Below are 21,012 nucleotides of genomic sequence, written 5' to 3'. Positions count from 1 at the left end.
GCCCCGGGGTCAACCCGGGGGGGGGGGGGGGCGGGGGGGGGTGGGGGGGGGGGGGGGGGGGGGGGGGGGCGGCCCCCCCCCCCCCCCCCCGGGACACGCCCAGCTCGCACGGAATCCCGACACCATGTCATGGCCGCCCGTCCGCCGATCCGGAGCGAGGTGGCCCGAGAGGGAGTACGAGAAGGTGGCCACACCTAAAAAGGGCAGGAACGCGAGCGCCCAGAGCAAGCCGGGGCGCTCGCTGGCCCTGATCCTGATCGCCATCGCGGCGCTCACCGGTGGAATGTTCGCCTCGGGACACACCAAGCCACGCCTGGGCATCGACCTGGCCGGTGGCACGAGCATCACGCTCCGCGCGGTCCCCGAGGCCGGCAACGAGTCGGCGATCAACAAGACCAACATGGACACGGCCGTCTCCATCATGGAGCGCCGCGTCAACGGTCTGGGCGTCTCCGAGTCCGAGGTCCAGACGCAGGGCCGGGAAAACATCATCGTCAACATTCCCAAGGGCACCAACTCGGAGCAGGCCCGCAAGCAGGTCGGCACCACCGCCAAGCTCTACTTCCGCCCGGTCATCGCCACCGAGGTCTCCGGCGGCAAGGGCACGGCCAGCCCCTCCCCGAGCCCCACCGGCAGCCCCTCGGGCAAGGCGTCCGACAAGCCCGAGGCCACCGACAAGAACTCCGCCTCGCCGTCCGCCACGCCCACCACCCAGGGCCGCGCGGTCACCGACGGGCTGAAGGCCGACGCCACGCCGTCCGCGAGCGCGTCGGACAAGCCCGGATCCAGCCCCTCCCCGTCGGCGAGCGGCGGCAGCGCCGAGGCCGACGCGAGCGCGCTGCAGGCGAAGTACGCCAAGCTCGACTGCACGGACGCCAAGACCCGCTCCAGCGTGGGCGACGGCGTCAAGGCCTCCCAGCCCACCCTGGCCTGCGGCAAGAACTCCCAGGGCCAGTGGCAGAAGTACATCCTCGGCCCCGCCGAGGTCGACGGAACGGACGTCGACAAGGCCCAGGCCGTGCTGAACACCCAGACCGGCGCCGGCTGGACGGTCACGATGGACTTCACGGACGCCGGCGCCAAGAAGTTCGCGGACATCACCGGCAAGCTGGCGCAGAACCAGTCCCCGCAGAACCAGTTCGCGATCGTGCTGGACGGCGACGTCGTCTCCGACCCGTACGTCCGGCAGGCCCTGACCGGCGGCAACGCCGAGATCTCCGGCAACTTCAACCAGCAGTCCGCCCAGGACCTGTCCAACATGTTGAGCTACGGCGCGCTGCCGCTGACCTTCAAGGTCGACAGCATGACGACCGTGACCGCCGCGCTCGGCGGTGACCAGCTGCAGGCCGGTCTGATCGCCGGCGCGATCGGTCTGGCGCTCGTGGTCATCTACCTGCTGGCCTACTACCGGGGCCTGGCGTTCATCGCGATCCTCTCGCTGCTGGTCTCCGCCGCCCTCACCTACACGCTCATGGCCCTGCTCGGCCCGGCCATCGGCTTCGCGCTGAACCTGCCGGCGGTCTGCGGTGCCATCGTCGCGATCGGCATCACGGCGGACTCGTTCATCGTGTACTTCGAACGCGTCCGCGACGAGATCCGGGAAGGCCGCACCCTGCGCCCCGCCGTCGAGCGGGCCTGGCCGCGCGCCCGGCGCACCATCCTGGTCTCCGACTTCGTGTCGTTCCTCGCCGCCGCGGTGCTGTTCATCGTCACCGTCGGCAAGGTCCAGGGCTTCGCGTTCACGCTCGGCCTGACCACCCTGCTCGACGTGGTCGTCGTGTTCCTCTTCACCAAGCCGCTGCTGACGCTGATGGCCCGCCGTCCGTTCTTCGCGAACGGCCACAAGTGGTCCGGCCTCGACCCGAAGAGCCTGGGTGCCCAGCCGCCGCTGCGCCGCACCCGCCGTCCCTCCGCCCCCGTCGAGACGAAGGAGGCGTGAGATGTCGAAGCTCGGCACCCTCGGCGCCCGGTTGCACCGCGGCGAAATCGGCTACGACTTCATCAAGAACCGCAAGATCTGGTACGGCCTGTCGATCCTGATCACCATCACGGCCATCGTCGGCCTGGCGGTGCGCGGCCTGAACATGGGCATCGAGTTCCAGGGCGGCGCCGTCTTCAACACCCCGAAGAACACCGCCGTCTCGGTGTCCCAGGCGGAGGAGTACGCGGAGACGGCCTCCGGCCACGACGCGATCGTCCAGAAGCTCGGCGACGGCAGCATGCGCATCCAGGTCGCGGGCATCGACACCGACGCCGCGAACAAGATCAAGAACACCCTCGCCGACGACCTCAAGATCGACTCGGAGCAGATCAACGCGGAGCTGGTCGGCCCCAGCTGGGGTGACCAGATCGCCGACAAGGCCTGGCAGGGCCTCGGCATCTTCCTGTTCCTCGTGGTGATCTACCTGGCGATCGCGTTCGAGTGGCGCATGGCGCTCGCCGCGTTCGTGGCGCTGATCCACGACATCACCATCACCGTCGGCATCTACGCCCTGGTCGGCTTCGAGGTCACACCGGGCACGGTGATCGGTCTGCTGACCATCCTCGGTTACTCGCTCTACGACACGGTCGTGGTCTTCGACAGCCTCAAGGAGCAGACGAAGGACCTCACCAAGCAGACCCGCTGGACCTACAGCGACGTCGCCAACCGCTCGATCAACAGCACCCTGGTCCGCTCGATCAACACCACGGTGGTCGCGCTGCTGCCGGTCGCGGGCCTGTTGTTCATCGGTGGCGGTGTCCTCGGCGCCGGCATGCTGAACGACATCTCGCTGTCGCTGTTCGTCGGCCTCGCCGCCGGCGCCTACTCCTCGATCTTCATCGCCACGCCGCTGGTCGCCGACCTCAAGGAGCGCGAGCCGCAGATGAAGGCCCTGAAGAAGCGCGTCCTGGCCAAGCGTGCCAAGGGCGAGACCGAGGTCCGGGACGACGACGAGGTGTACACGGACGAGCCCGAGGACGCCGCACCCGCGGTGGTCGGGCCGCGTCACCAGCCCGCCTCCCGCAGCCGCGGCCGCGGCCGCCCCTCGGGGAAGCGCCGATGACCGAGATCAGGGACCTCCTCCTCAGCCGCATCAGGGACGTCGCGGACTACCCGGAGCCGGGCGTGATGTTCAAGGACATCACCCCGCTCCTGGCGGACCCGGCGGCGTTCACGGCCCTGACCGACGCCCTCGCCGAGATCGCCGAGAGCACCGGTGCCACCAAGGTCGTCGGCCTGGAGGCCCGCGGCTTCATCCTCGGTTCCCCGGTCGCCGTACGCGCCGGCCTCGGCTTCATCCCCGTACGCAAGGCGGGCAAGCTCCCCGGAGCCACCCTCGCCCAGGCCTACGACCTGGAGTACGGCTCGGCCGAGATCGAGGTGCACGCCGAGGACCTCACCGGCGGGGACCGGGTGCTGATCGTCGACGACGTCCTCGCCACCGGCGGCACCGCCGAGGCCTCGGTCCAGCTCATCCGCCGGGCCGGCGCCGAGGTCGCGGGTCTCGCCGTCCTCATGGAGCTCGGCTTCCTGGGCGGCCGCGCCCGCCTGGAACCGGCGCTCGACGGCGCCCCGCTGGAGGCCCTGCTCACGGTCTGACAGCCGTGCCGCCGGCCGCAGGACACACCGGCACCACATCGCACAGGCGGGCCCGGAGGAATCCGGCGCCCGCCTCGTGCGTTACAGACGATTCCCGGGTAGACGGTCCTCACATTGGCCTGAAGGCGATCCCGGCGCCCGGGATCGCTACCATGGGGGTCCGGAGCCTGACCGGGGGACCCGGAACGCGCACGAGGAGTCCTCTTGCCAGACGAGGCCCAGCACCTGACCGCCGCCAAACCCGAGTCCGCCTCGGCAGCCGCGGCCAAGCCCGCGCCGAACGCGCCCCACGCGAAGAACGACACCCGCGGGCCGGTCGAGCACGCCCAGGCGGCGCCGGTCGACAAGCCCGCCGAGCAGTCGCGGCCCAAGCCCACCCCGCCCGCGGTCCGTCAGGCGGCCGGCCAGCAGGCCCGCTCCGGCTCCTCCAACCGCGTCCGCGCCCGTCTGGCCCGCCTCGGTGTGCAGCGGGCGAACCCGTACAACCCGGTGCTCGAGCCACTGCTGCGCATAGTGCGCGGCAACGACCCGAAGATCGAGACGGCCACGCTCCGCCAGATCGAGCGCGCCTACCAGGTCGCCGAGCGCTGGCACCGCGGCCAGAAGCGCAAGAGCGGCGACCCGTACATCACGCACCCGCTCGCCGTCACCACCATCCTCGCCGAGCTGGGCATGGATCCGGCCACGCTGATGGCGGGCCTGCTGCACGACACGGTCGAGGACACCGAGTACGGTCTCGACGACCTGCGCCGCGACTTCGGCGACGTCGTCACGCTGCTCGTCGACGGCGTCACCAAGCTGGACAAGGTCAAGTTCGGCGAGGCCGCGCAGGCCGAGACCGTGCGCAAGATGGTCGTCGCCATGGCCAAGGACCCGCGCGTCCTGGTCATCAAGCTCGCCGACCGCCTGCACAACATGCGCACCATGCGCTACCTCAAGCGCGAGAAGCAGGAGAAGAAGGCGCGCGAGACCCTCGAGATCTACGCGCCGCTCGCCCACCGCCTGGGCATGAACACCATCAAGTGGGAGCTGGAGGACCTCGCCTTCGCGATCCTCTACCCCAAGATGTACGACGAGATCGTCCGGCTGGTGGCCGAGCGGGCACCGAAGCGCGACGAGTACCTGGCCATCGTCACCGACGAGGTTCAGCAGGACCTGCGGGCGGCCCGCATCAAGGCGACCGTCACCGGCCGTCCGAAGCACTACTACAGCGTCTACCAGAAGATGATCGTCCGCGGCCGGGACTTCGCGGAGATCTACGACCTGGTGGGCATCCGCGTCCTCGTGGAGACCGTCCGCGACTGCTACGCGGCCCTCGGCACGGTGCACGCGCGATGGAACCCGGTCCCCGGGCGGTTCAAGGACTACATCGCGATGCCCAAGTTCAACATGTACCAGTCGCTGCACACGACGGTCATCGGCCCCGGCGGCAAGCCGGTCGAGCTGCAGATCCGCACGTTCGACATGCACCGCCGCGCCGAGTACGGCATCGCCGCGCACTGGAAGTACAAGCAGGAGGCCGTCGCCGGCGCGTCCAAGGTGCGCACCGACGCCCCCAAGTCGTCCGGCAAGAGCAAGGACGACCACCTCAACGACATGGCCTGGCTGCGGCAGCTCCTGGACTGGCAGAAGGAGACCGAGGACCCGGGCGAGTTCCTGGAGTCCCTGCGCTTCGACCTGTCCCGCAACGAGGTCTTCGTCTTCACCCCCAAGGGCGACGTCATAGCCCTCCCCGCCGGGGCCACTCCGGTGGACTTCGCCTACGCGGTGCACACCGAGGTCGGCCACCGCACGATAGGCGCCCGCGTCAACGGCCGGCTGGTCCCGCTGGAGTCCACCCTCGACAACGGCGACCTGGTGGAGGTCTTCACCTCCAAGGCGGCCGGCGCCGGTCCCTCCCGGGACTGGCTCGGCTTCGTCAAGTCACCGCGTGCCCGCAACAAGATCCGCGCCTGGTTCTCCAAGGAGCGCCGCGACGAGGCGATCGAGCAGGGCAAGGACGCCATCGTCCGCGCGATGCGCAAGCAGAACCTGCCGATCCAGCGCATCCTGACCGGCGACTCCCTGGTGACCCTCGCGCACGAGATGCGCTACGCCGACATCTCCGCGCTGTACGCGGCGATCGGCGAGGGCCATGTCTCCGCGCAGAACATCGTGCAGAAGCTGGTCCAGGCCCTCGGCGGGGAGGAGGCCGCCACCGAGGAGATCGACGAGTCGGTCCCGCCGGCCCGCGGCCGCAGCCGCAAGCGCCGCTCCAGCGCAGACCCGGGCGTCGTGGTCAAGGGCGTCGAGGACGTGTGGGTCAAGCTCGCCCGCTGCTGCACACCCGTCCCGGGCGACCCCATCATCGGCTTCGTCACCCGCGGCAGCGGAGTGTCGGTCCACCGCAGCGACTGCGTGAACGTCGACTCGCTCTCCCGTGAGCCCGAGCGCATCCTCGACGTCGAGTGGGCGCCCACGCAGTCCTCGGTCTTCCTGGTCGCCATCCAGGTCGAGGCCCTGGACCGCTCCCGGCTGCTCTCGGACGTCACGCGCGTGCTGTCCGACCAGCACGTCAACATCCTCTCCGCGGCCGTCCAGACCTCCCGCGACCGCGTCGCCACCTCCCGCTTCACCTTCGAGATGGGCGACCCGAAGCACCTCGGCCACGTCCTCAAAGCGGTCCGTGGCGTGGAGGGCGTCTACGACGTGTACCGGGTGACCTCGGCCCGCAGCAGGTCGTAACGGCCCGCGGCGGCCACGCGAAAGGGGGGCTCCCGTACGAGGTGTACGGGAGCCCCCCTTCGCGTCGGCTGATCAGCCTCCGAACTCCTGCAGGCCCTTCAGCGCCTGGTCCAGCAGCGCCTGCCGGCCGTCGAGCTCACGCTGGAGCTTGTCGGCCTTGGCGTTGTTGCCCTGCGCACGGGCCTGCTCGATCTGGCCCCGGAGCTTGTCCACGGCGGCCTGCAGCTGGCCGGTCAGACCCGCGGCACGCGCGCGTGCCTCCGGGTTCGTCCGGCGCCACTCGGCCTCCTCGGCCTCCTGGATGGCCCGCTCGACGGCGTGCATCCGGCCCTCGACCTTTGGCCGGGCGTCGCGCGGCACATGACCGATGGCCTCCCAGCGCTCGTTCACGTTCCTGAAGGCGGCGCGGGCCGCCTTGAGGTCCGTGACCGGCAGGAGCTTCTCGGCCTCCTCGGCCAGCTCCTCCTTCAGCTTGAGGTTCTCCGCCTGTTCGGCGTCTCGCTCCGCGAAGACCGAGCTGCGGGCCGCGAAGAAGACGTCCTGGGCACCGCGGAAGCGGTTCCACAGGTCGTCCTCGTGCTCGCGCTGAGCGCGGCCCGCGGCCTTCCACTCGGCCATCAGCTCGCGGTAGCGCGCCGCCGTCGCGCCCCAGTCCGTCGAGTTCGACAGCGCCTCGGCCTCGGAGACCAGCCGCTCCTTGATGCGGCGGGCCTCCTCGCGCTGCGCGTCCAGCTGCGCGAAGTGCTGCTTGCGCCGCTTGGAGAACGCCGACCGCGCGTGCGAGAACCGGTGCCACAGTTCGTCGTCGGACTTGCGGTCCAGGCGCGGCAGCCCCTTCCAGGTGTCCACCAGGGCCCGCAACCGCTCACCGGCCGCCCGCCACTGGTCGGACCGGGACAGCTCCTCCGCCTCGGCGACCAGCGCCTCCTTGGACTTGCGCGCCTCGTCGGACTGCTTCGCCCGCTGCGCCTTGCGCTCCTCGCGGCGCGCCTCCACCAGCTCCACGAGCTTGTCCAGCCGGACCCGCAGGGCGTCCAGGTCGCCCACCACGTGGTGCGCGTCGACCTGCTCCCGGATGTGGTCGATGGCGGCCTGGGCGTCCTTGGCCGACAGGTCGGTGGTCTTCACTCGCTTCTCGAGGAGGCCGATCTCGACAACCAGGCCCTCGTACTTGCGCTCGAAGTAGGCCAGCGCCTCCTCGGGGGAGCCTGCCTGCCAGGAACCGACGACCTGCTCGCCGTCGGCCGTACGCACGTACACGGTCCCCGTCTCGTCGACGCGGCCCCACGGGTCGCTGCTCACAGCGCCTCCTCCACATGATGCCTGCGGGGGGCCTCAGCTCCCCCGGGCATCGTCCACAGTTTCGTCACGGCCAACATAGGCGACCGGCGGGGGGCCTGTCCGCATCCCGCGCGACCGAAATTTCGCAGTTGGGGGTCAGGATTTCGTGATCGCGGCCTTGTTGATCACGACCGTCGCGTTGGGCGCCGTATTGCCCGTCTGAGGGTCGGGGGCCTGCGCTCCGGCACCCGCGATCTTCTTCAGGACCTTCATGCCCGCCTCGGACACCGTACCGAACGGTGTGTAGTCGGCCGGCAGCTGACTGTCCTGGTAGACGAGGAAGAACTGGCTGCCGCCGCTGTTGCGGCCCTGCTTCGTCTGCGCGTTGTACTGGTTCGCCATCGCGACCGTGCCCGCCGGGTAGACGCCGCCCTTGAGGCTCTTGTCCTTGAGGTTCTCGTCGGGGATGGTGTAGCCCGGTCCGCCCATGCCGGTGCCCTTCGGGTCACCACACTGCAGGACGTAGATGCCCTGGTCGGTGAGCCGGTGGCACTTGCTGTGGTCCAGGTAGCCCTTGCCGAGAAGGAAGTTGAACGAGTTGACGGTGTGCGGTGCCGCCGACGCCTTCAGCGCGACGTCTATCTCACCGCAGGTCGTGTCCAGCTTCATCGTGTACGTCGCGGACTTGTCGATGGTCATCGCCGGTTCCTTCTTCCAGGTCTCCGACTTGACCTTGCCCGGGGCCGGCTTCTCGCAGGGGTCCGGCGCCTTGCTGGGCGTGGCGCTCGGGCTGACCTCCGCGTTCGCGTTCTCCTTCTTGCCGTCGTCCTCGAACGGCTTGGTCAGGAAGACCGTCACCGAGAGCACCACGACCACGCCGAGAACCGAGGCGATCACGGAGTTGCGGATACGGGCCTTGCGTCGCGCGTCCGTGCGTCGCTGCTGCTGCCGCAAGAACTTCTCCCGGGCGAGCTGACGCCGCCGCTGTTCCTGGCTGACCACCGGGTTCTCTCCTCATGGGTCTCGAACGTCGACCGGTACGCCTGCGTCCTGAGTGCCGAGCGCCTGCGTGTGCCCCGTACCGTATATGGGTTCGCTGAGGAATCGGCAGCGCCGGTAGGCTCTGTGAGCAGCCGTAGCCGCCCGTATCGACACAACGAAGGACGATCGTGCTCATTGCCGGGTTCCCCGCCGGGGCCTGGGGGACGAACTGCTACCTCGTCGCCCCCGCCGCCGGTGAGGAGTGCGTGATCATCGACCCCGGCCATCAGGCCGCCGACGGCGTCGAGGAAGCGATCAGGAAGCATCGCCTCAAGCCCGTGGCCGTCGTCCTCACCCACGGCCACATCGACCACGTCGCCTCGGTCGTCCCGGTGTGCGGCGCGCACGACGTGCCGGCCTGGATCCACCCCGACGACCGCTACATGATGAACGACCCCGAGAAGGGGATCGGCCGTTCCATCGGCATGCCGTTGCTCGGCGAGCTGACCGTGGGGGAGCCGGACGACGTCAAGGAACTGGCCGACGGGGCCAAGCTCGAGCTGGCGGGCCTGGAGCTGTCCGTCGCGCACGCGCCCGGCCATACCAAGGGGTCGGTGACCTTCGGCATGCCCGAGGCGGCGGACATCCCGCCGATCCTGTTCTCGGGCGACCTGCTGTTCGCCGGCTCCATCGGACGCACCGACCTGCCCGGCGGTGACATGGCCGAGATGCTCGACTCGCTGGCCCGCGTGTGCCTGCCCCTCGACGACTCGACCGTGGTGCTGTCCGGCCACGGCCCCCAGACGACCATCGGCCAGGAGCGCTCCACCAACCCGTATCTGCGGCAGGTGGCCGCCGGCCAGGGACCCGCCCGGGCTCCCCGACGAGGAATGTGACGAGACCTTCCGTGAGCACCTTCAAGGCCCCCAAGGGCACGTACGACCTGATCCCGCCGGACAGCGCCAAGTACCTCGCCGTCCGTGAGGCGATCGCCGCCCCGCTGCGCAACTCCGGCTACGGCTACATCGAGACGCCGGGCTTCGAGAACGTCGAGCTCTTCGCGCGCGGCGTCGGCGAGTCCACCGACATCGTCACCAAGGAGATGTACGCCTTCGAGACGAAGGGCGGCGACAGGCTCGCCCTGCGCCCCGAGGGCACGGCCTCGGTGCTGCGCGCGGCGCTGGAGGCCAACCTGCACAAGGCGGGCAACCTCCCCGTCAAGCTCTGGTACTCCGGCTCGTACTACCGCTACGAGCGTCCCCAGAAGGGCCGGTACCGCCACTTCTCCCAGGTCGGTGCCGAGGCGATCGGCGCGGAGGACCCGGCGCTGGACGCCGAGCTGATCATCCTGGCCGACCAGGCGTACCGCTCGCTGGGCCTGAGCGACTTCCGGATCCTGCTCAACAGCCTGGGCGACCAGGAGTGCCGTCCGGTGTACCGCTCGGCGCTGCAGGAGTTCCTGCGCGGCCTCGACCTCGACGAGGACACCCTGCGCCGTGCGGAGATCAACCCGCTGCGCGTCCTGGACGACAAGCGCGAGGCGGTCCAGAAGCAGCTGGGGGACGCGCCCCTGCTGCGGGATTACCTGTGCGACGCGTGCAAGGCGTACCACGAGGAGGTCCGTGAGCTGATCACCGCGGCGGGCGTCGCCTTCGAGGACGACCCGAAGCTGGTCCGCGGCCTGGACTACTACACCCGCACCACCTTCGAGTTCGTCCACGACGGCCTCGGCTCCCAGTCCGCGGTCGGCGGCGGCGGCCGCTACGACGGCCTGTCCGAGATGATCGGCGGACCCGCGCTGCCGTCCGTCGGCTGGGCCCTCGGCGTCGACCGCACGGTCCTCGCTCTGGAGGCGGAGGGCGTCGAGCTCGAACTGCCCGCCACCACCAGCGTGTTCGCCGTCCCGCTCGGGGAGGAGGCCCGCCGCGTCCTGTTCGCCAAGGTCACCGAGCTGCGCAAGAACGGCATCGCGGCCGACTTCTCCTACGGCGGCAAGGGCCTCAAGGGCGCCATGAAGAACGCCAACCGCAGCGGTGCCCGCTACACGGTCGTCGCCGGTGAACGCGACCTCGCCGAGGGCGTGGTCCAGCTCAAGGACATGGAGTCGGGCGAGCAGACGGCGGTGGGCGTCAACGAGATCGTGGCCGAGCTGGAGGCCCGGCTCGGCTGAGCGCCGCGAAGGGGCGCCGGGGTCTCCCGGCGCCCTCCTCACTGCTCCAGCAGCCCGTACCGCAGCGCACGCGTGAAGGCCGCCTCCGTGGTGCTCCTGCCGCGCCGTTGGGACCGAGCAGGCCGACCACCTCGCCCCGCCTGATGGCGAGATCGATGCCTGTTCCCGAGATCGATGCCGTCGACGGCGGTCACACACCCGAAGCGCTTGCGCAGCCCCCGCACGTCGACGGCCAGTCCGTACCCCTGTGCCGTCATGCGACGGGAGTCGGCCGGAACGCAACCCTCGGGGACGATCGGGCGGACATCCTTATGTCCACTGAACGGTGGACAGAGGCACCGGTGCGGCACAATGGCCCTGCCCGAAGATGTTCAGGTCTCGAGTGACGGAATCGGCGTGATGAGCAAGACGACAGTGAAGGACGTCTCCGTGGAGCCCGAGCCGCAGCGCGCCGAGATCGCGCCCCGCGCGGAGGGCGGCAGCCGGGCCCTCGCCCTGCTGCTGGTGATCACCGGCGCGGCCGGACTGCTCGCCGCCTGGGTCATCACGATCGACAAGTTCAAGATCCTCGAGGCCAAGGTCGAGGGCAAGACGTTCACGCCCGGGTGCAGCCTCAACCCCGTGGTCTCCTGCGGCAGCGTCATGGAGAGCAAGCAGGCCGCGGTCTTCGGCTTCCCGAACCCGATGCTCGGCCTCGTCTGCTACGCGATCGTCATCGGCGTCGGCGTGGCGCTGCTCGCCCGCGCCCGCTTCCCGCGCTGGTACTGGCTCACCTTCAACGCCGGCTGCCTCTTCGGCGTGAGCTTCTGCGCCTGGCTGATGTTCCAGTCCCTGTACCGGATCAACGCGCTCTGCCTGTGGTGCAGCCTGGCCTGGGTCGCCACCATCCTGATGTTCTGGTACGTCACGTCCTTCAACATCCGCAAGGGCTTCCTGCCCGCCCCGAACTGGCTCAAGAGCTTCTTCGGCGAGTTCACCTGGGTCCTGCCCGTGCTGCACATCGGCATCATCGGCATGCTGATCCTGACCCGCTGGTGGGACTTCTGGCTCAGCTGAGCCCCCGGTTCCGGGGCCAGGGCGGACTGTCAGTGCCGTGATTTAGGGTTTCTGACGTGGAGCCCGACCTGTTCACCGCCGCAGCCGAAGCACGCCAGGAGAAGGAGCCGTCCAGCAGCCCCCTGGCGGTGCGGATGCGCCCGCGCACCCTCGACGAGGTCGTGGGCCAGCAGCACCTGCTGAAGCCGGGATCCCCCCTGCGCAGACTGGTGGGGGAGGCCTCCGGGCCGGCCGGGCCCTCCTCGGTGCTCCTGTGGGGCCCGCCCGGCACCGGCAAGACCACCCTGGCCTACGTCGTCTCCAAGGCGACCGACGCCCGCTTCGTGGAGCTGTCCGCGATCACCGCCGGCGTCAAGGAGGTCCGCGCGGTCATCGACGGCGCCCGCCGCGCCTCCGGCGGGTACGGCAAGGAGACCGTCCTCTTCCTCGACGAGATCCACCGCTTCAGCAAGGCCCAGCAGGACTCCCTGCTCCCGGCCGTCGAGAACCGCTGGGTGACGCTCATCGCCGCGACGACGGAGAACCCGTACTTCTCGGTGATCTCGCCCCTGCTGTCCCGCTCACTGCTGCTCACCCTCGAACCGCTCACGGACGACGACATCAGGAGCCTCATCCGCCGCGCCCTCACCGACGAGCGCGGCCTCAAGGAGGCCGTCACCCTCCCCGAGGAGACCGAGGATCACCTCCTGCGCATCGCCGGCGGCGACGCACGCCGCGCCCTCACCGCCCTGGAAGCGGCCGCCGGAGCCGCTCTCGACAAGGGCGAGGCGGAGATCGGCCTGACCACCCTGGAGGAGACGGTCGACCGGGCCGCTGTGAAGTACGACCGCGACGGCGACCAGCACTACGACGTGGCCAGCGCCCTGATCAAGTCCATCCGCGGCTCGGACGTCGACGCCGCCCTGCACTACCTGGCCCGGATGATCGAGGCCGGGGAGGACCCCCGCTTCATCGCCCGGCGCCTGATGATCTCCGCCAGCGAGGACATCGGCCTGGCCGACCCGACCGCCCTGCAGACGGCGGTCGCCGCCGCCCAGGCCGTCGCCATGATCGGCTTCCCCGAGGCGGCCCTCACCCTCAGCCACGCCACCATCGCTCTCGCCCTGGCGCCCAAGTCCAACGCCGCGACCACCGCGATCGGCGCCGCCCTGGAGGACGTCCGCAAGGGCCTCGCCGGACCCGTGCCCGCCCACCTGCGGGACAGCCACTACAAGGGCGCGACCAAGCTCGGCCACGGCCAGGGCTACGTCTACCCCCACGACCTGCCCGAGGGCATCGCCGCCCAGCAGTACGCCCCGGACGAGCTGAAGAACCGCGAATACTACGAGCCGACCCGGCACGGCGCGGAGGCCCGCTACGCGGACGCGGTGGAGTGGACCCGGAAGAACCTCGGTCGAAAGCGGTCCTGAGCACCCTGTAAACTCGTCCGGAGTGCCGCGTCCCGTGCAGTCAGAACGGGACAGTCGGCCGGAGTCCCGATCCCCCGGGATCGGCTCCAGGAGCGTCGCGCACCGTCGAACGGTGTCGCGGGCAGCCCACCACCACCCGTCCTGCGACGGGAGCGGTCGGTGGGCCACTCGCGTGCTGCACGTATGTGCCCAGACCAGGGGAGCGGCTGCCCACCCGGGCCCGACAGGGTCCCAGGCGGGTTTCCCCGGCTGCGGATGCGACCTCCCACCATCCTGACAAGCCGATACAACGAAAGCGAAAAACAGTGGCGAACCAGTCCCGCCCCAAGGTCAAGAAGTCGCGTGCCCTCGGCATTGCGCTGACCCCGAAGGCCGTCAAGTACTTCGAGGCCCGTCCCTACCCGCCGGGTGAGCACGGCCGCGGCCGCAAGCAGAACTCGGACTACAAGGTCCGTCTGCTCGAGAAGCAGCGTCTGCGCGCGCAGTACGACGTGTCCGAGCGCCAGCTCGTCCGCGCGTACGAGCGTGCCTCCAAGGTCCAGGGCAAGACCGGTGAGGCCCTGATCATCGAGCTCGAGCGCCGTCTCGACGCCCTGGTCCTGCGTTCGGGCATCGCCCGCACCATCTACCAGGCCCGTCAGATGGTCGTCCACGGCCACATCGCGGTCAACGGCAAGAAGGTCGACAAGCCCTCCTTCCGTGTCCGTCCGGACGACGTCGTCCAGGTCCGTGAGCGCTCCAAGGAGAAGACCCTCTTCACGATCGCTCGTGAGGGTGGCTTCGCCCCCGACGGTGAGACCCCGCGCTACCTCCAGGTGAACCTCAAGGCCCTGGCGTTCCGCCTGGACCGCGAGCCGAACCGCAAGGAGATCCCGGTGATCTGCGACGAGCAGCTCGTCGTCGAGTACTACGCCCGCTGATCCCCGGCAGGCACGCGGTACCCCGGCCCGCCGTCTCCCCGCCCTTCCGGGCGGGCGAGGCGGCGGGCTTTCGCGTTCGCCCCGGTGCCGGAGGGCGATTCGGAGCGGGCTTTCGCGATCGACCCGGCGCCGGGGGGTAATCCGGTACGGAGCGCCACCCCCGGCGCGATAGGCTCTTCGCACGACTTTTTCGATGTTCAGGCACGTTTCAGGGAGCGGGTGCACACAGTGTCCGGTGGAGAGGTTGCCGGAATCCTGGTGGCCGTCTTCTGGGCGATCCTGGTCTCCTTCCTCGCCGTCGCACTGGCGAGGGTGGCCCAGACGCTCAAGGCGACCACCAAGCTCGTGGCGGACGTGACCGACCAGGCCGTCCCGCTGCTGGCCGACGCCTCCGCGGCGGTGCGCTCCGCGCAGACCCAGATCGACCGGGTCGACTCGATCGCCTCCGACGTCCAGGAGGTCACGTCGAACGCCTCCGCGCTGTCGACCACCGTCGCCTCCACCTTCGGCGGCCCCCTGGTCAAGGTCGCGGCCTTCGGCTACGGCGTGCGCCGGGCCCTCGGCGGCGGCAAGGAGGACGTGCCCGCCAAGGCGTCCAGGCGTACCGTGATCGTGGGCCGCACGGTCACCCGGCGCAGCGCCCGAGGGAAGAGGGACTGAGAGCCAGCGATGTTCCGCCGTACCTTCTGGTTCACCACGGGCGTCGCCGCCGGTGTGTGGGCCACCACCAAGGTCAATCGCAAGCTGAAGCAGCTGACCCCCGAAAGCCTTGCCAGAACCGCCGGGAACAAGGCGCTCGAGGCCGGTCACCGCATCAAGGACCGCGCGGTCGGCTTCGCGCTCGACGTCCGGGACAACATGGCCGTGCGGGAGGCCGAGTTGGGTGACGCCCTCGGGATCAACGAGAACCCCGAACTTCCCGGCCCCCGGCGCTTCCCCGCCATCGAGAACCGCACCAACCCGAAGTCCGTCGACAGCGACTGGACGACGTACTCGTACAACCGGAATGAGGACCACTGATGGAGTCGGCTGAGATTCGCCGCCGCTGGTTGAGCTTCTTCGAGGAGCGCGGTCACACCGTCGTCCCTTCGGCGTCGCTCATCGCGGACGACCCGACTCTGCTCCTCGTCCCCGCCGGCATGGTGCCCTTCAAGCCCTACTTCCTGGGTGAGGTCAAGCCGCCCTTCACCCGCGCCACCAGCGTGCAGAAGTGCGTGCGCACGCCGGACATCGAAGAGGTGGGCAAGACCACCCGGCACGGCACCTTCTTCCAGATGTGCGGCAACTTCTCCTTCGGCGACTACTTCAAGGAAGGCGCCATCACGTACGCCTGGGAGCTGCTCACCAGCCCCCAGGACAAGGGCGGTTACGGCCTCGACCCCGAGCGCCTGTGGATCACCGTCTACAAGGACGACGACGAGGCCGAGCGCATCTGGCACGAGGTCGTCGGCGTGCCGAAGGAGCGCATCCAGCGCCTCGGCATGAAGGACAACTACTGGTCCATGGGCGTCCCCGGCCCCTGCGGCCCGTGTTCCGAGATCAACTACGACCGCGGCCCCGAGTTCGGCGTCGAGGGCGGCCCCGCCGTCAACGACGAGCGGTACGTGGAGATCTGGAACCTCGTCTTCATGCAGTACGTGCGGGGCGAGGGCATCGGCAAGGACAACTTCGAGATCCTCGGCGAACTGCCCAGCAAGAACATCGACACCGGCCTCGGCCTCGAGCGTCTCGCCATGATTCTGCAGGGCGTGCAGAACATGTACGAGATCGACACCTCGATGGCCGTCATCAACAAGGCCACCGAGCTGACCGGCGTCCGCTACGGCGACGCCCACGACTCGGACGTCTCCCTGCGCGTGGTCACCGACCACATGCGCACCTCGGTCATGCTGATCGGCGACGGCGTCACCCCCGGCAACGAGGGCCGCGGCTACGTGCTGCGCCGCATCATGCGCCGCGCCATCCGCAACATGCGCCTGCTCGGCGCCACCGGTCCGGTCGTCAAGGACCTGATCGACACCGTGATCGAGATGATGGGCCAGCAGTACCCCGAGCTCATCACCGACCGCGAGCGCATCGAGAAGGTCGCCCTCGCCGAGGAGAACGCCTTCCTCAAGACGCTGAAGGCCGGCACCAACATCCTCGACACGGCCGTCACCGACACCAAGGCCGCCGGCGGCACCGTCCTGCCCGGCGACAAGGCCTTCCTGCTCCACGACACCTGGGGCTTCCCGATCGACCTCACCCTGGAGATGGCCGCCGAGCAGGGCCTCTCCGTGGACGAGGACGGCTTCCGCCGCCTGATGAAGGAGCAGCGGGAGCGCGCCAAGGCCGACGCCCAGGCCAAGAAGACCGGGCACGCCGGTGCCGGTGCCTACCGTGAGATCGCCGACCAGGCCGGTGCCACCGACTTCATCGGCTACACGGACACCGAGTCCGAGTCCACGATCGTCGGCATCCTCGTCGACGGCGCCTCCTCCCCGGCCGCCACCGAGGGCGACGAGGTCGAGATCGTCCTCGACCGCACCCCGTTCTACGCCGAGGGCGGCGGCCAGATCGGCGACACCGGCAGGATCAAGGTCGACACCGGTGCCGTCATCGAGATCCGCGACTGCCAGAAGCCGGTCCCCGGGGTCTACGTCCACAAGGGCGTCGTCCAGGTCGGCGAGGTCACCGTGGGCGCCAAGGCCCATGCCGCCATCGACGACCGCCGCCGCAAGGCCATCGCCCGCGCCCACTCGGCCACGCACCTGACCCACCAGGCCCTGCGCGACGCCCTCGGCCCGACGGCCGCCCAGGCCGGTTCCGAGAACCAGCCGGGCCGCTTCCGCTTCGACTTCGGTTCCCCGTCCGCCGTCCCGACGGCCGTGATGACCGACGTCGAGCAGAAGATCAACGAGGTGCTCGCCCGTGACCTGGACGTCCGCGCCGACGTCATGGGCATCGACGAGGCCAAGAAGCAGGGCGCCATCGCCGAGTTCGGCGAGAAGTACGGCGAGCGCGTCCGTGTCGTGACCATCGGCGACTTCTCCAAGGAGTTGTGCGGCGGCACCCACGTGCACAACACCGCCCAGCTGGGCCTGGTCAAGCTGCTCGGCGAATCGTCCATCGGCTCCGGTGTCCGCCGCATCGAGGCTCTGGTCGGCGTGGACGCCTACAACTTCCTCGCCCGCGAGCACACGGTCGTCGCCCAGCTCCAGGAGCTGATCAAGGGCCGCCCGGAGGAGCTCCCGGAGAAGGTCTCCGCCATGCTCGGCAAGCTGAAGGACGCCGAGAAGGAGATCGAGAAGTTCCGCGCCGAAAAGGTCCTCCAGGCCGCCGCCGGTCTCGCCGAGTCCGCCAAGGACGTCCGTGGCGTTGCTGTCGTGACCGGTCAGGTTCCGGACGGCACGAGCGCCGACGACCTGCGCAAGCTCGTCCTCGACGTGCGCGGACGCATCCAGGGCGGCCGGGCCGCCGTCGTCGCCCTGTTCACGGTGGCGAACGGCAAGCCGCTCACGGTCATCGCCACCAACGAGGCCGCCCGCGAGCGCGGTCTGAAGGCCGGCGACCTCGTCCGCACGGCCGCCAAGACCCTCGGCGGTGGCGGAGGCGGCAAGCCGGACGTCGCCCAGGGCGGCGGCCAGAACCCGGCCGTCATCGGTGACGCCGTGGACGCCGTGGAGCGTCTGGTCACCGAGACGGCCAAGTAAGAGACGGGTCGAACAGCATGCGCAGAGGACGTCGACTCGCGATCGACGTCGGGGACGCCCGCATCGGGGTCGCCTCGTGCGACCCCGACGGGATCCTCGCCACCCCGGTGGAGACGGTCCCAGGGCGTGACATCCCCGCAGCTCAGCGACGGTTGAAGCAACTCGTCGAGGAGTACGAGCCGCTGGAGGTCGTGGTCGGGCTCCCGCGCTCCCTCAAGGGCGGCGAGGGGCCGGCCGCGGTCAAGGTCCGGGGCTTCACGCAGGAACTGGCCCGCATGATCTCCCCGGTTCCGGTGAGACTCGTGGACGAGCGCATGACGACGGTGACGGCCAGCCAGGGACTGCGCGCCTCCGGTGTGAAGTCCAAGAAGGGCCGGTCCGTCATCGACCAGGCAGCAGCCGTGATCATCCTGCAACAGGCCCTCGAATCCGAACGGGTGTCAGGTAAAGCACCCGGCGAAGGCGTCGAAGTGGTCATGTGATCGCGATACGGTAACGTTCCGCGCGATGCGGCGGCATTCGAACAGCCACCGCACAGCAAAGAGGCGGGACGGGAGCCGGGGCCGGAAGCCGCGTGACCGCCGCCTCGCGGCTCTAGGGGATCGATGACTGAGTATGGCCGGGGCCAAGGCTCCGAACCGTGGCATCCGGAGGACCCGTTGTACGGGGACGGCGGATGGGGCGGCCAGCAGGCCCATCAGGGTCAGCAGTCCCCCCACGGCGGCCAGCCGCAGCACCATCCAGAGCAGCCGCAGCAGCAGTACGGCGACTGGGGCACCGGTGACCAGTCCGGATACGGTCAGCCGCAGCAGCCGCAGCAGCCGTACCCGTACGACCAGCAGTACGCGGCACAGGCCCACGGTCATCAGCAGTACCCCGGCCCCCAGGACCCCGGACACCAGCAGGGCCAGGGCTACCACCACCAGCAGCAGTACGACACCGGCGGCTGGGCCACCGGCCCTCACCAGCAGGTCTCGTACCCCGGTGATCCCCAGGACCCGTACGGACAGCAGGCCGGTGCGTACGACGCGGGCCGGCAGGACTACTACGGCACGTCCGACGCGTATCCGCCCCCGGAGCCGCCCGGCCGGCGCGGGGTCGAACCCGAGCTGGCCGCGCCGGACCCGGAGACGGACTGGGACCCCGGCCCCGACCAGGGCGAACACGCCTTCTTCGCGGGTGGGGACGACGATGACGACGAGCCGGAGGGACGTCGCGGCCGCGACGACAAGCGGGGACGCGGCGGCGGCAAACCGAAGAAACGCCGCAACGGGATGGCCTGCCTGCTGGTCGCGGTGATCCTCGGAGGCGGTCTGGCCGGCGTCAGCTACTTCGGTTACCAGTTCTACCAGGACCGTTTCGGTGACGCCCCGGACTTCGCCGGGGGCGGCAACGGGCAGCAGGTCTCCGTCGAGATCCCCAAGGGTGCGGACGGATACGCGATCGGACGGGCGCTGAAGTCCGCCGGTGTCGTCAAGAGCGTCGACGCCTTCGTCTCGGCGCAGGCGGACAACCCCGAGGGCCGGAGCATCCAGGACGGCGTGTACACGCTGCAGAAGCAAATGTCGGCCGCGAGCGCGGTCGAACTGATGCTCAGCCCCGAGAGCCGCGACAACCTGATCATCGCCGAGGGCCGGCGCAACGCCGACATCTACCGCCTGATCGACAAGCGGCTGGACGTCGAGGTGGGCACCACCGCAGCGGTCGCCAAGAAGGACTACAAGAAGCTCGGCCTGCCCGCGTGGGCGCAGAACCACGCCCAGGTCAAGGACCCGCTGGAAGGCTTCCTCTACCCCTCCAGTTACGGCGTGAGCGAGGGGCAGAAGCCCGCGGACGTCCTGAAGCAGATGGTCGAGCGGGCCACCGCGACGTACGACAAGCTCGGGGTCGAGAAGAAGGCCGAGAGCCTCGGACTCGAGGACCCGTGGCAGCTCGTCACCGTCGCCAGCCTGGTCCAGGCCGAGGGCACCAGCCACGACGACTTCCGCAAGATGGCCGAAGTCGTCTACAACCGCATGAAGCCCGGGAACCCGCAGACCAACGGCATGCTGGAGTTCGACTCCACCTACAACTACATCAAGAACCAGAGCAAGATCGACCTGAGCCTGAGCGAACTGCGGAACTACGACAACCCGTACAACACGTACTTCCACAAGGGCCTGCCGCCCGGTCCGATCGACAACCCGGGTGAGGACGCCATCAAGGGCGCCCTCAAGCCGACGGACGACGGCTGGTACTACTTCATCTCGCTCGACGGCAAGACCAGCAAGTTCACGAGGACGAACGCCGAACACCAGAAGCTGGTCGACCAGTTCAACGCCTCGCGGAACAACTGAGGAAGTCCCTGATGGCCGCACCACGTCGAGCCGCCGTGCTCGGTTCCCCGATCGCCCACTCGCTCTCGCCGGTGCTGCACCGCACCGCCTACCGGGAGTTGGGCCTGGCCGGCTGGACCTATGACAGGTTCGAGGTGGACGAGGCCGGCCTGGCCGGGTTCTTCGAGTCGCTCGGACCCGAGTGGGCCGGGCTCTCGCTGACGATGCCGCTGAAGAGGGCCGTCATCCCGCTGCTCGACGAGATCAGCGAGACCGCCGCCTCGGTCGACGCGGTCAACACCGTCGTCCGCACCGAGGACGGCCGCAGCATCGGCGACAACACCGACATCCCCGGCATGGTCGCCGCCCTGCGTGAACACGGCATCGACAAGGTCGACGCCGCCGCCGTGCTCGGTGCCGGCGCCACCGCCTCCTCCGCGCTGGCCGCGCTGTCCCGGATCTGCCCGGGCGAGATCACCGTCTACCTGCGCAGCGAGGCCCGGGCCGCCGAGATGCGGCAGTGGGCCGAGCGGCTCGACGTCGCCGTCCGCGTCGCCGACTGGGCGGACGCCGAGCGGGCCCTGCGCGCCCCGCTGGTGATCAGCACCACCCCGGCCGGGGTCACCGACGCCCTCGCCCGGTCCGTACCGGAACGCCCGGCGGCCCTCTTCGACGTCCTCTACGACCCCTGGCCCACCGACCTCGCCGCCCGCTGGTCGGCGTACGGCGGTGCCGTCGTCAGCGGCCTCGACCTGCTGGTGCACCAGGCCGTCCTCCAGGTCGAGCAGATGACGGGACTGGCCCCGGCGCCGCTGGACGCCATGCGAAAAGCGGGCGAGCGGGCTCTCGCCGACCGATAAGATCCGCTCTCGGTTCCGCAGGGG

Annotated in this window: 18 protein-coding genes; 15 read left to right on the top strand and 3 right to left on the bottom strand. The window is 69.8% G+C overall.

The features are described 5' to 3' along the window. Nucleotides 1-184: 184 nt before the first annotated feature. The 4 genes from secD to relA all read left to right on the top strand — a co-directional run bounded on the left by secD (nt 185) and on the right by relA (nt 6,304). Nucleotides 185-1,939 carry a protein translocase subunit SecD gene (gene secD / locus ACFZDI_RS32310; protein ID WP_391255455.1) on the top strand — a complete coding sequence of 585 codons (1,755 nt, stop codon included), beginning with the start codon at nt 185-187 and terminating at the stop codon, nt 1,937-1,939. A gap of 1 nt (nt 1,940) precedes the next feature. Then, nucleotides 1,941-3,044, top strand: coding sequence for a protein translocase subunit SecF (gene secF / locus ACFZDI_RS32305; protein WP_234845068.1), 1,104 nt, complete (start codon nt 1,941-1,943; stop codon nt 3,042-3,044). Then, a complete protein-coding gene (locus tag ACFZDI_RS32300; RefSeq protein WP_234845069.1) occupies nt 3,041-3,580 on the top strand; it encodes an adenine phosphoribosyltransferase in 540 nt (179 codons plus the stop codon). Before secF ends, ACFZDI_RS32300 begins: the two co-directional genes overlap by 4 nt. Nucleotides 3,581-3,784: 204 nt before the next feature. Further along, on the top strand, nt 3,785-6,304 hold the full coding sequence (gene relA / locus ACFZDI_RS32295) for a GTP pyrophosphokinase (protein WP_234845070.1): 2,520 nt from the start codon (nt 3,785-3,787) through the stop codon (nt 6,302-6,304). A gap of 72 nt (nt 6,305-6,376) precedes the next feature. Here the strand turns inward: relA and ACFZDI_RS32290 are convergent, their stop codons facing one another. Both ACFZDI_RS32290 and ACFZDI_RS32285 read right to left on the bottom strand, forming a co-directional pair. Next, nucleotides 6,377-7,606 (bottom strand): DUF349 domain-containing protein, encoded by a 1,230-nt coding sequence (locus ACFZDI_RS32290; RefSeq protein WP_391255450.1) that lies wholly within the window; start codon nt 7,604-7,606, stop codon nt 6,377-6,379. Nucleotides 7,607-7,741: 135 nt separating this feature from the next. Further along, entirely contained in the window at nt 7,742-8,587 is an 846-nt protein-coding gene (locus ACFZDI_RS32285; protein WP_391255447.1) for a peptidylprolyl isomerase, read from the bottom strand. 167 nt (nt 8,588-8,754) lie between these two features. Here ACFZDI_RS32285 and ACFZDI_RS32280 point away from each other — a divergent pair, with 167 nt between their 5' ends. Both ACFZDI_RS32280 and hisS read left to right on the top strand, forming a co-directional pair. Continuing rightward, nucleotides 8,755-9,462: an MBL fold metallo-hydrolase gene (locus ACFZDI_RS32280; protein WP_234845073.1), complete on the top strand. Its 708-nt coding sequence runs from the start codon at nt 8,755-8,757 to the stop codon at nt 9,460-9,462. Between the two features lie 11 nt (nt 9,463-9,473). Then, nucleotides 9,474-10,736: a histidine--tRNA ligase gene (hisS, locus tag ACFZDI_RS32275; protein WP_391255445.1), complete on the top strand. Its 1,263-nt coding sequence runs from the start codon at nt 9,474-9,476 to the stop codon at nt 10,734-10,736. A 38-nt stretch (nt 10,737-10,774) separates the two neighbouring features. Here the strand turns inward: hisS and ACFZDI_RS32270 are convergent, their stop codons facing one another. Next, complete coding sequence (locus ACFZDI_RS32270) at nt 10,775-10,993, bottom strand: hypothetical protein (RefSeq protein WP_391255442.1); 219 nt, start codon at nt 10,991-10,993, stop codon at nt 10,775-10,777. A 142-nt stretch (nt 10,994-11,135) separates the two neighbouring features. Between ACFZDI_RS32270 and ACFZDI_RS32265 the strand changes: the two genes are divergently transcribed. From ACFZDI_RS32265 to ACFZDI_RS32225, 9 genes are all read left to right on the top strand, one after another. Further along, entirely contained in the window at nt 11,136-11,792 is a 657-nt protein-coding gene (locus ACFZDI_RS32265; RefSeq protein ID WP_234845075.1) for a vitamin K epoxide reductase family protein, read from the top strand. A gap of 56 nt (nt 11,793-11,848) precedes the next feature. Beyond that, nucleotides 11,849-13,201 (top strand): replication-associated recombination protein A, encoded by a 1,353-nt coding sequence (locus ACFZDI_RS32260; RefSeq protein ID WP_234845076.1) that lies wholly within the window; start codon nt 11,849-11,851, stop codon nt 13,199-13,201. 305 nt (nt 13,202-13,506) lie between these two features. Continuing rightward, the gene (rpsD, locus tag ACFZDI_RS32255) at nt 13,507-14,121 is read left to right on the top strand and encodes a 30S ribosomal protein S4 (RefSeq protein WP_010046470.1); all 615 of its coding nucleotides are present in this window, start codon (nt 13,507-13,509) and stop codon (nt 14,119-14,121) included. A 219-nt stretch (nt 14,122-14,340) separates the two neighbouring features. Beyond that, nucleotides 14,341-14,781 carry a DUF948 domain-containing protein gene (locus ACFZDI_RS32250; RefSeq protein ID WP_104778781.1) on the top strand — a complete coding sequence of 147 codons (441 nt, stop codon included), beginning with the start codon at nt 14,341-14,343 and terminating at the stop codon, nt 14,779-14,781. A 9-nt stretch (nt 14,782-14,790) separates the two neighbouring features. Further along, nucleotides 14,791-15,141 carry a hypothetical protein gene (locus ACFZDI_RS32245; protein ID WP_234845078.1) on the top strand — a complete coding sequence of 117 codons (351 nt, stop codon included), beginning with the start codon at nt 14,791-14,793 and terminating at the stop codon, nt 15,139-15,141. Then, entirely contained in the window at nt 15,141-17,813 is a 2,673-nt protein-coding gene (gene alaS, locus ACFZDI_RS32240; RefSeq protein WP_391255437.1) for an alanine--tRNA ligase, read from the top strand. Before ACFZDI_RS32245 ends, alaS begins: the two co-directional genes overlap by 1 nt. A gap of 17 nt (nt 17,814-17,830) precedes the next feature. Beyond that, complete coding sequence (ruvX, locus tag ACFZDI_RS32235) at nt 17,831-18,295, top strand: Holliday junction resolvase RuvX (protein ID WP_234845080.1); 465 nt, start codon at nt 17,831-17,833, stop codon at nt 18,293-18,295. 123 nt (nt 18,296-18,418) lie between these two features. Beyond that, entirely contained in the window at nt 18,419-20,149 is a 1,731-nt protein-coding gene (gene mltG, locus ACFZDI_RS32230) for an endolytic transglycosylase MltG (RefSeq protein ID WP_391255433.1), read from the top strand. A gap of 11 nt (nt 20,150-20,160) precedes the next feature. Further along, nucleotides 20,161-20,988 (top strand): shikimate dehydrogenase, encoded by an 828-nt coding sequence (locus tag ACFZDI_RS32225; RefSeq protein WP_391255431.1) that lies wholly within the window; start codon nt 20,161-20,163, stop codon nt 20,986-20,988. Nucleotides 20,989-21,012: the final 24 nt, after the last annotated feature.

This window comes from Streptomyces sp. NPDC007907 (assembly GCF_042959365.1).
Taxonomy (GTDB): Bacteria; Actinomycetota; Actinomycetes; order Streptomycetales; family Streptomycetaceae; genus Streptomyces; species Streptomyces indiaensis.
This window is presented reverse-complemented; position numbering and strand designations above follow the sequence as displayed.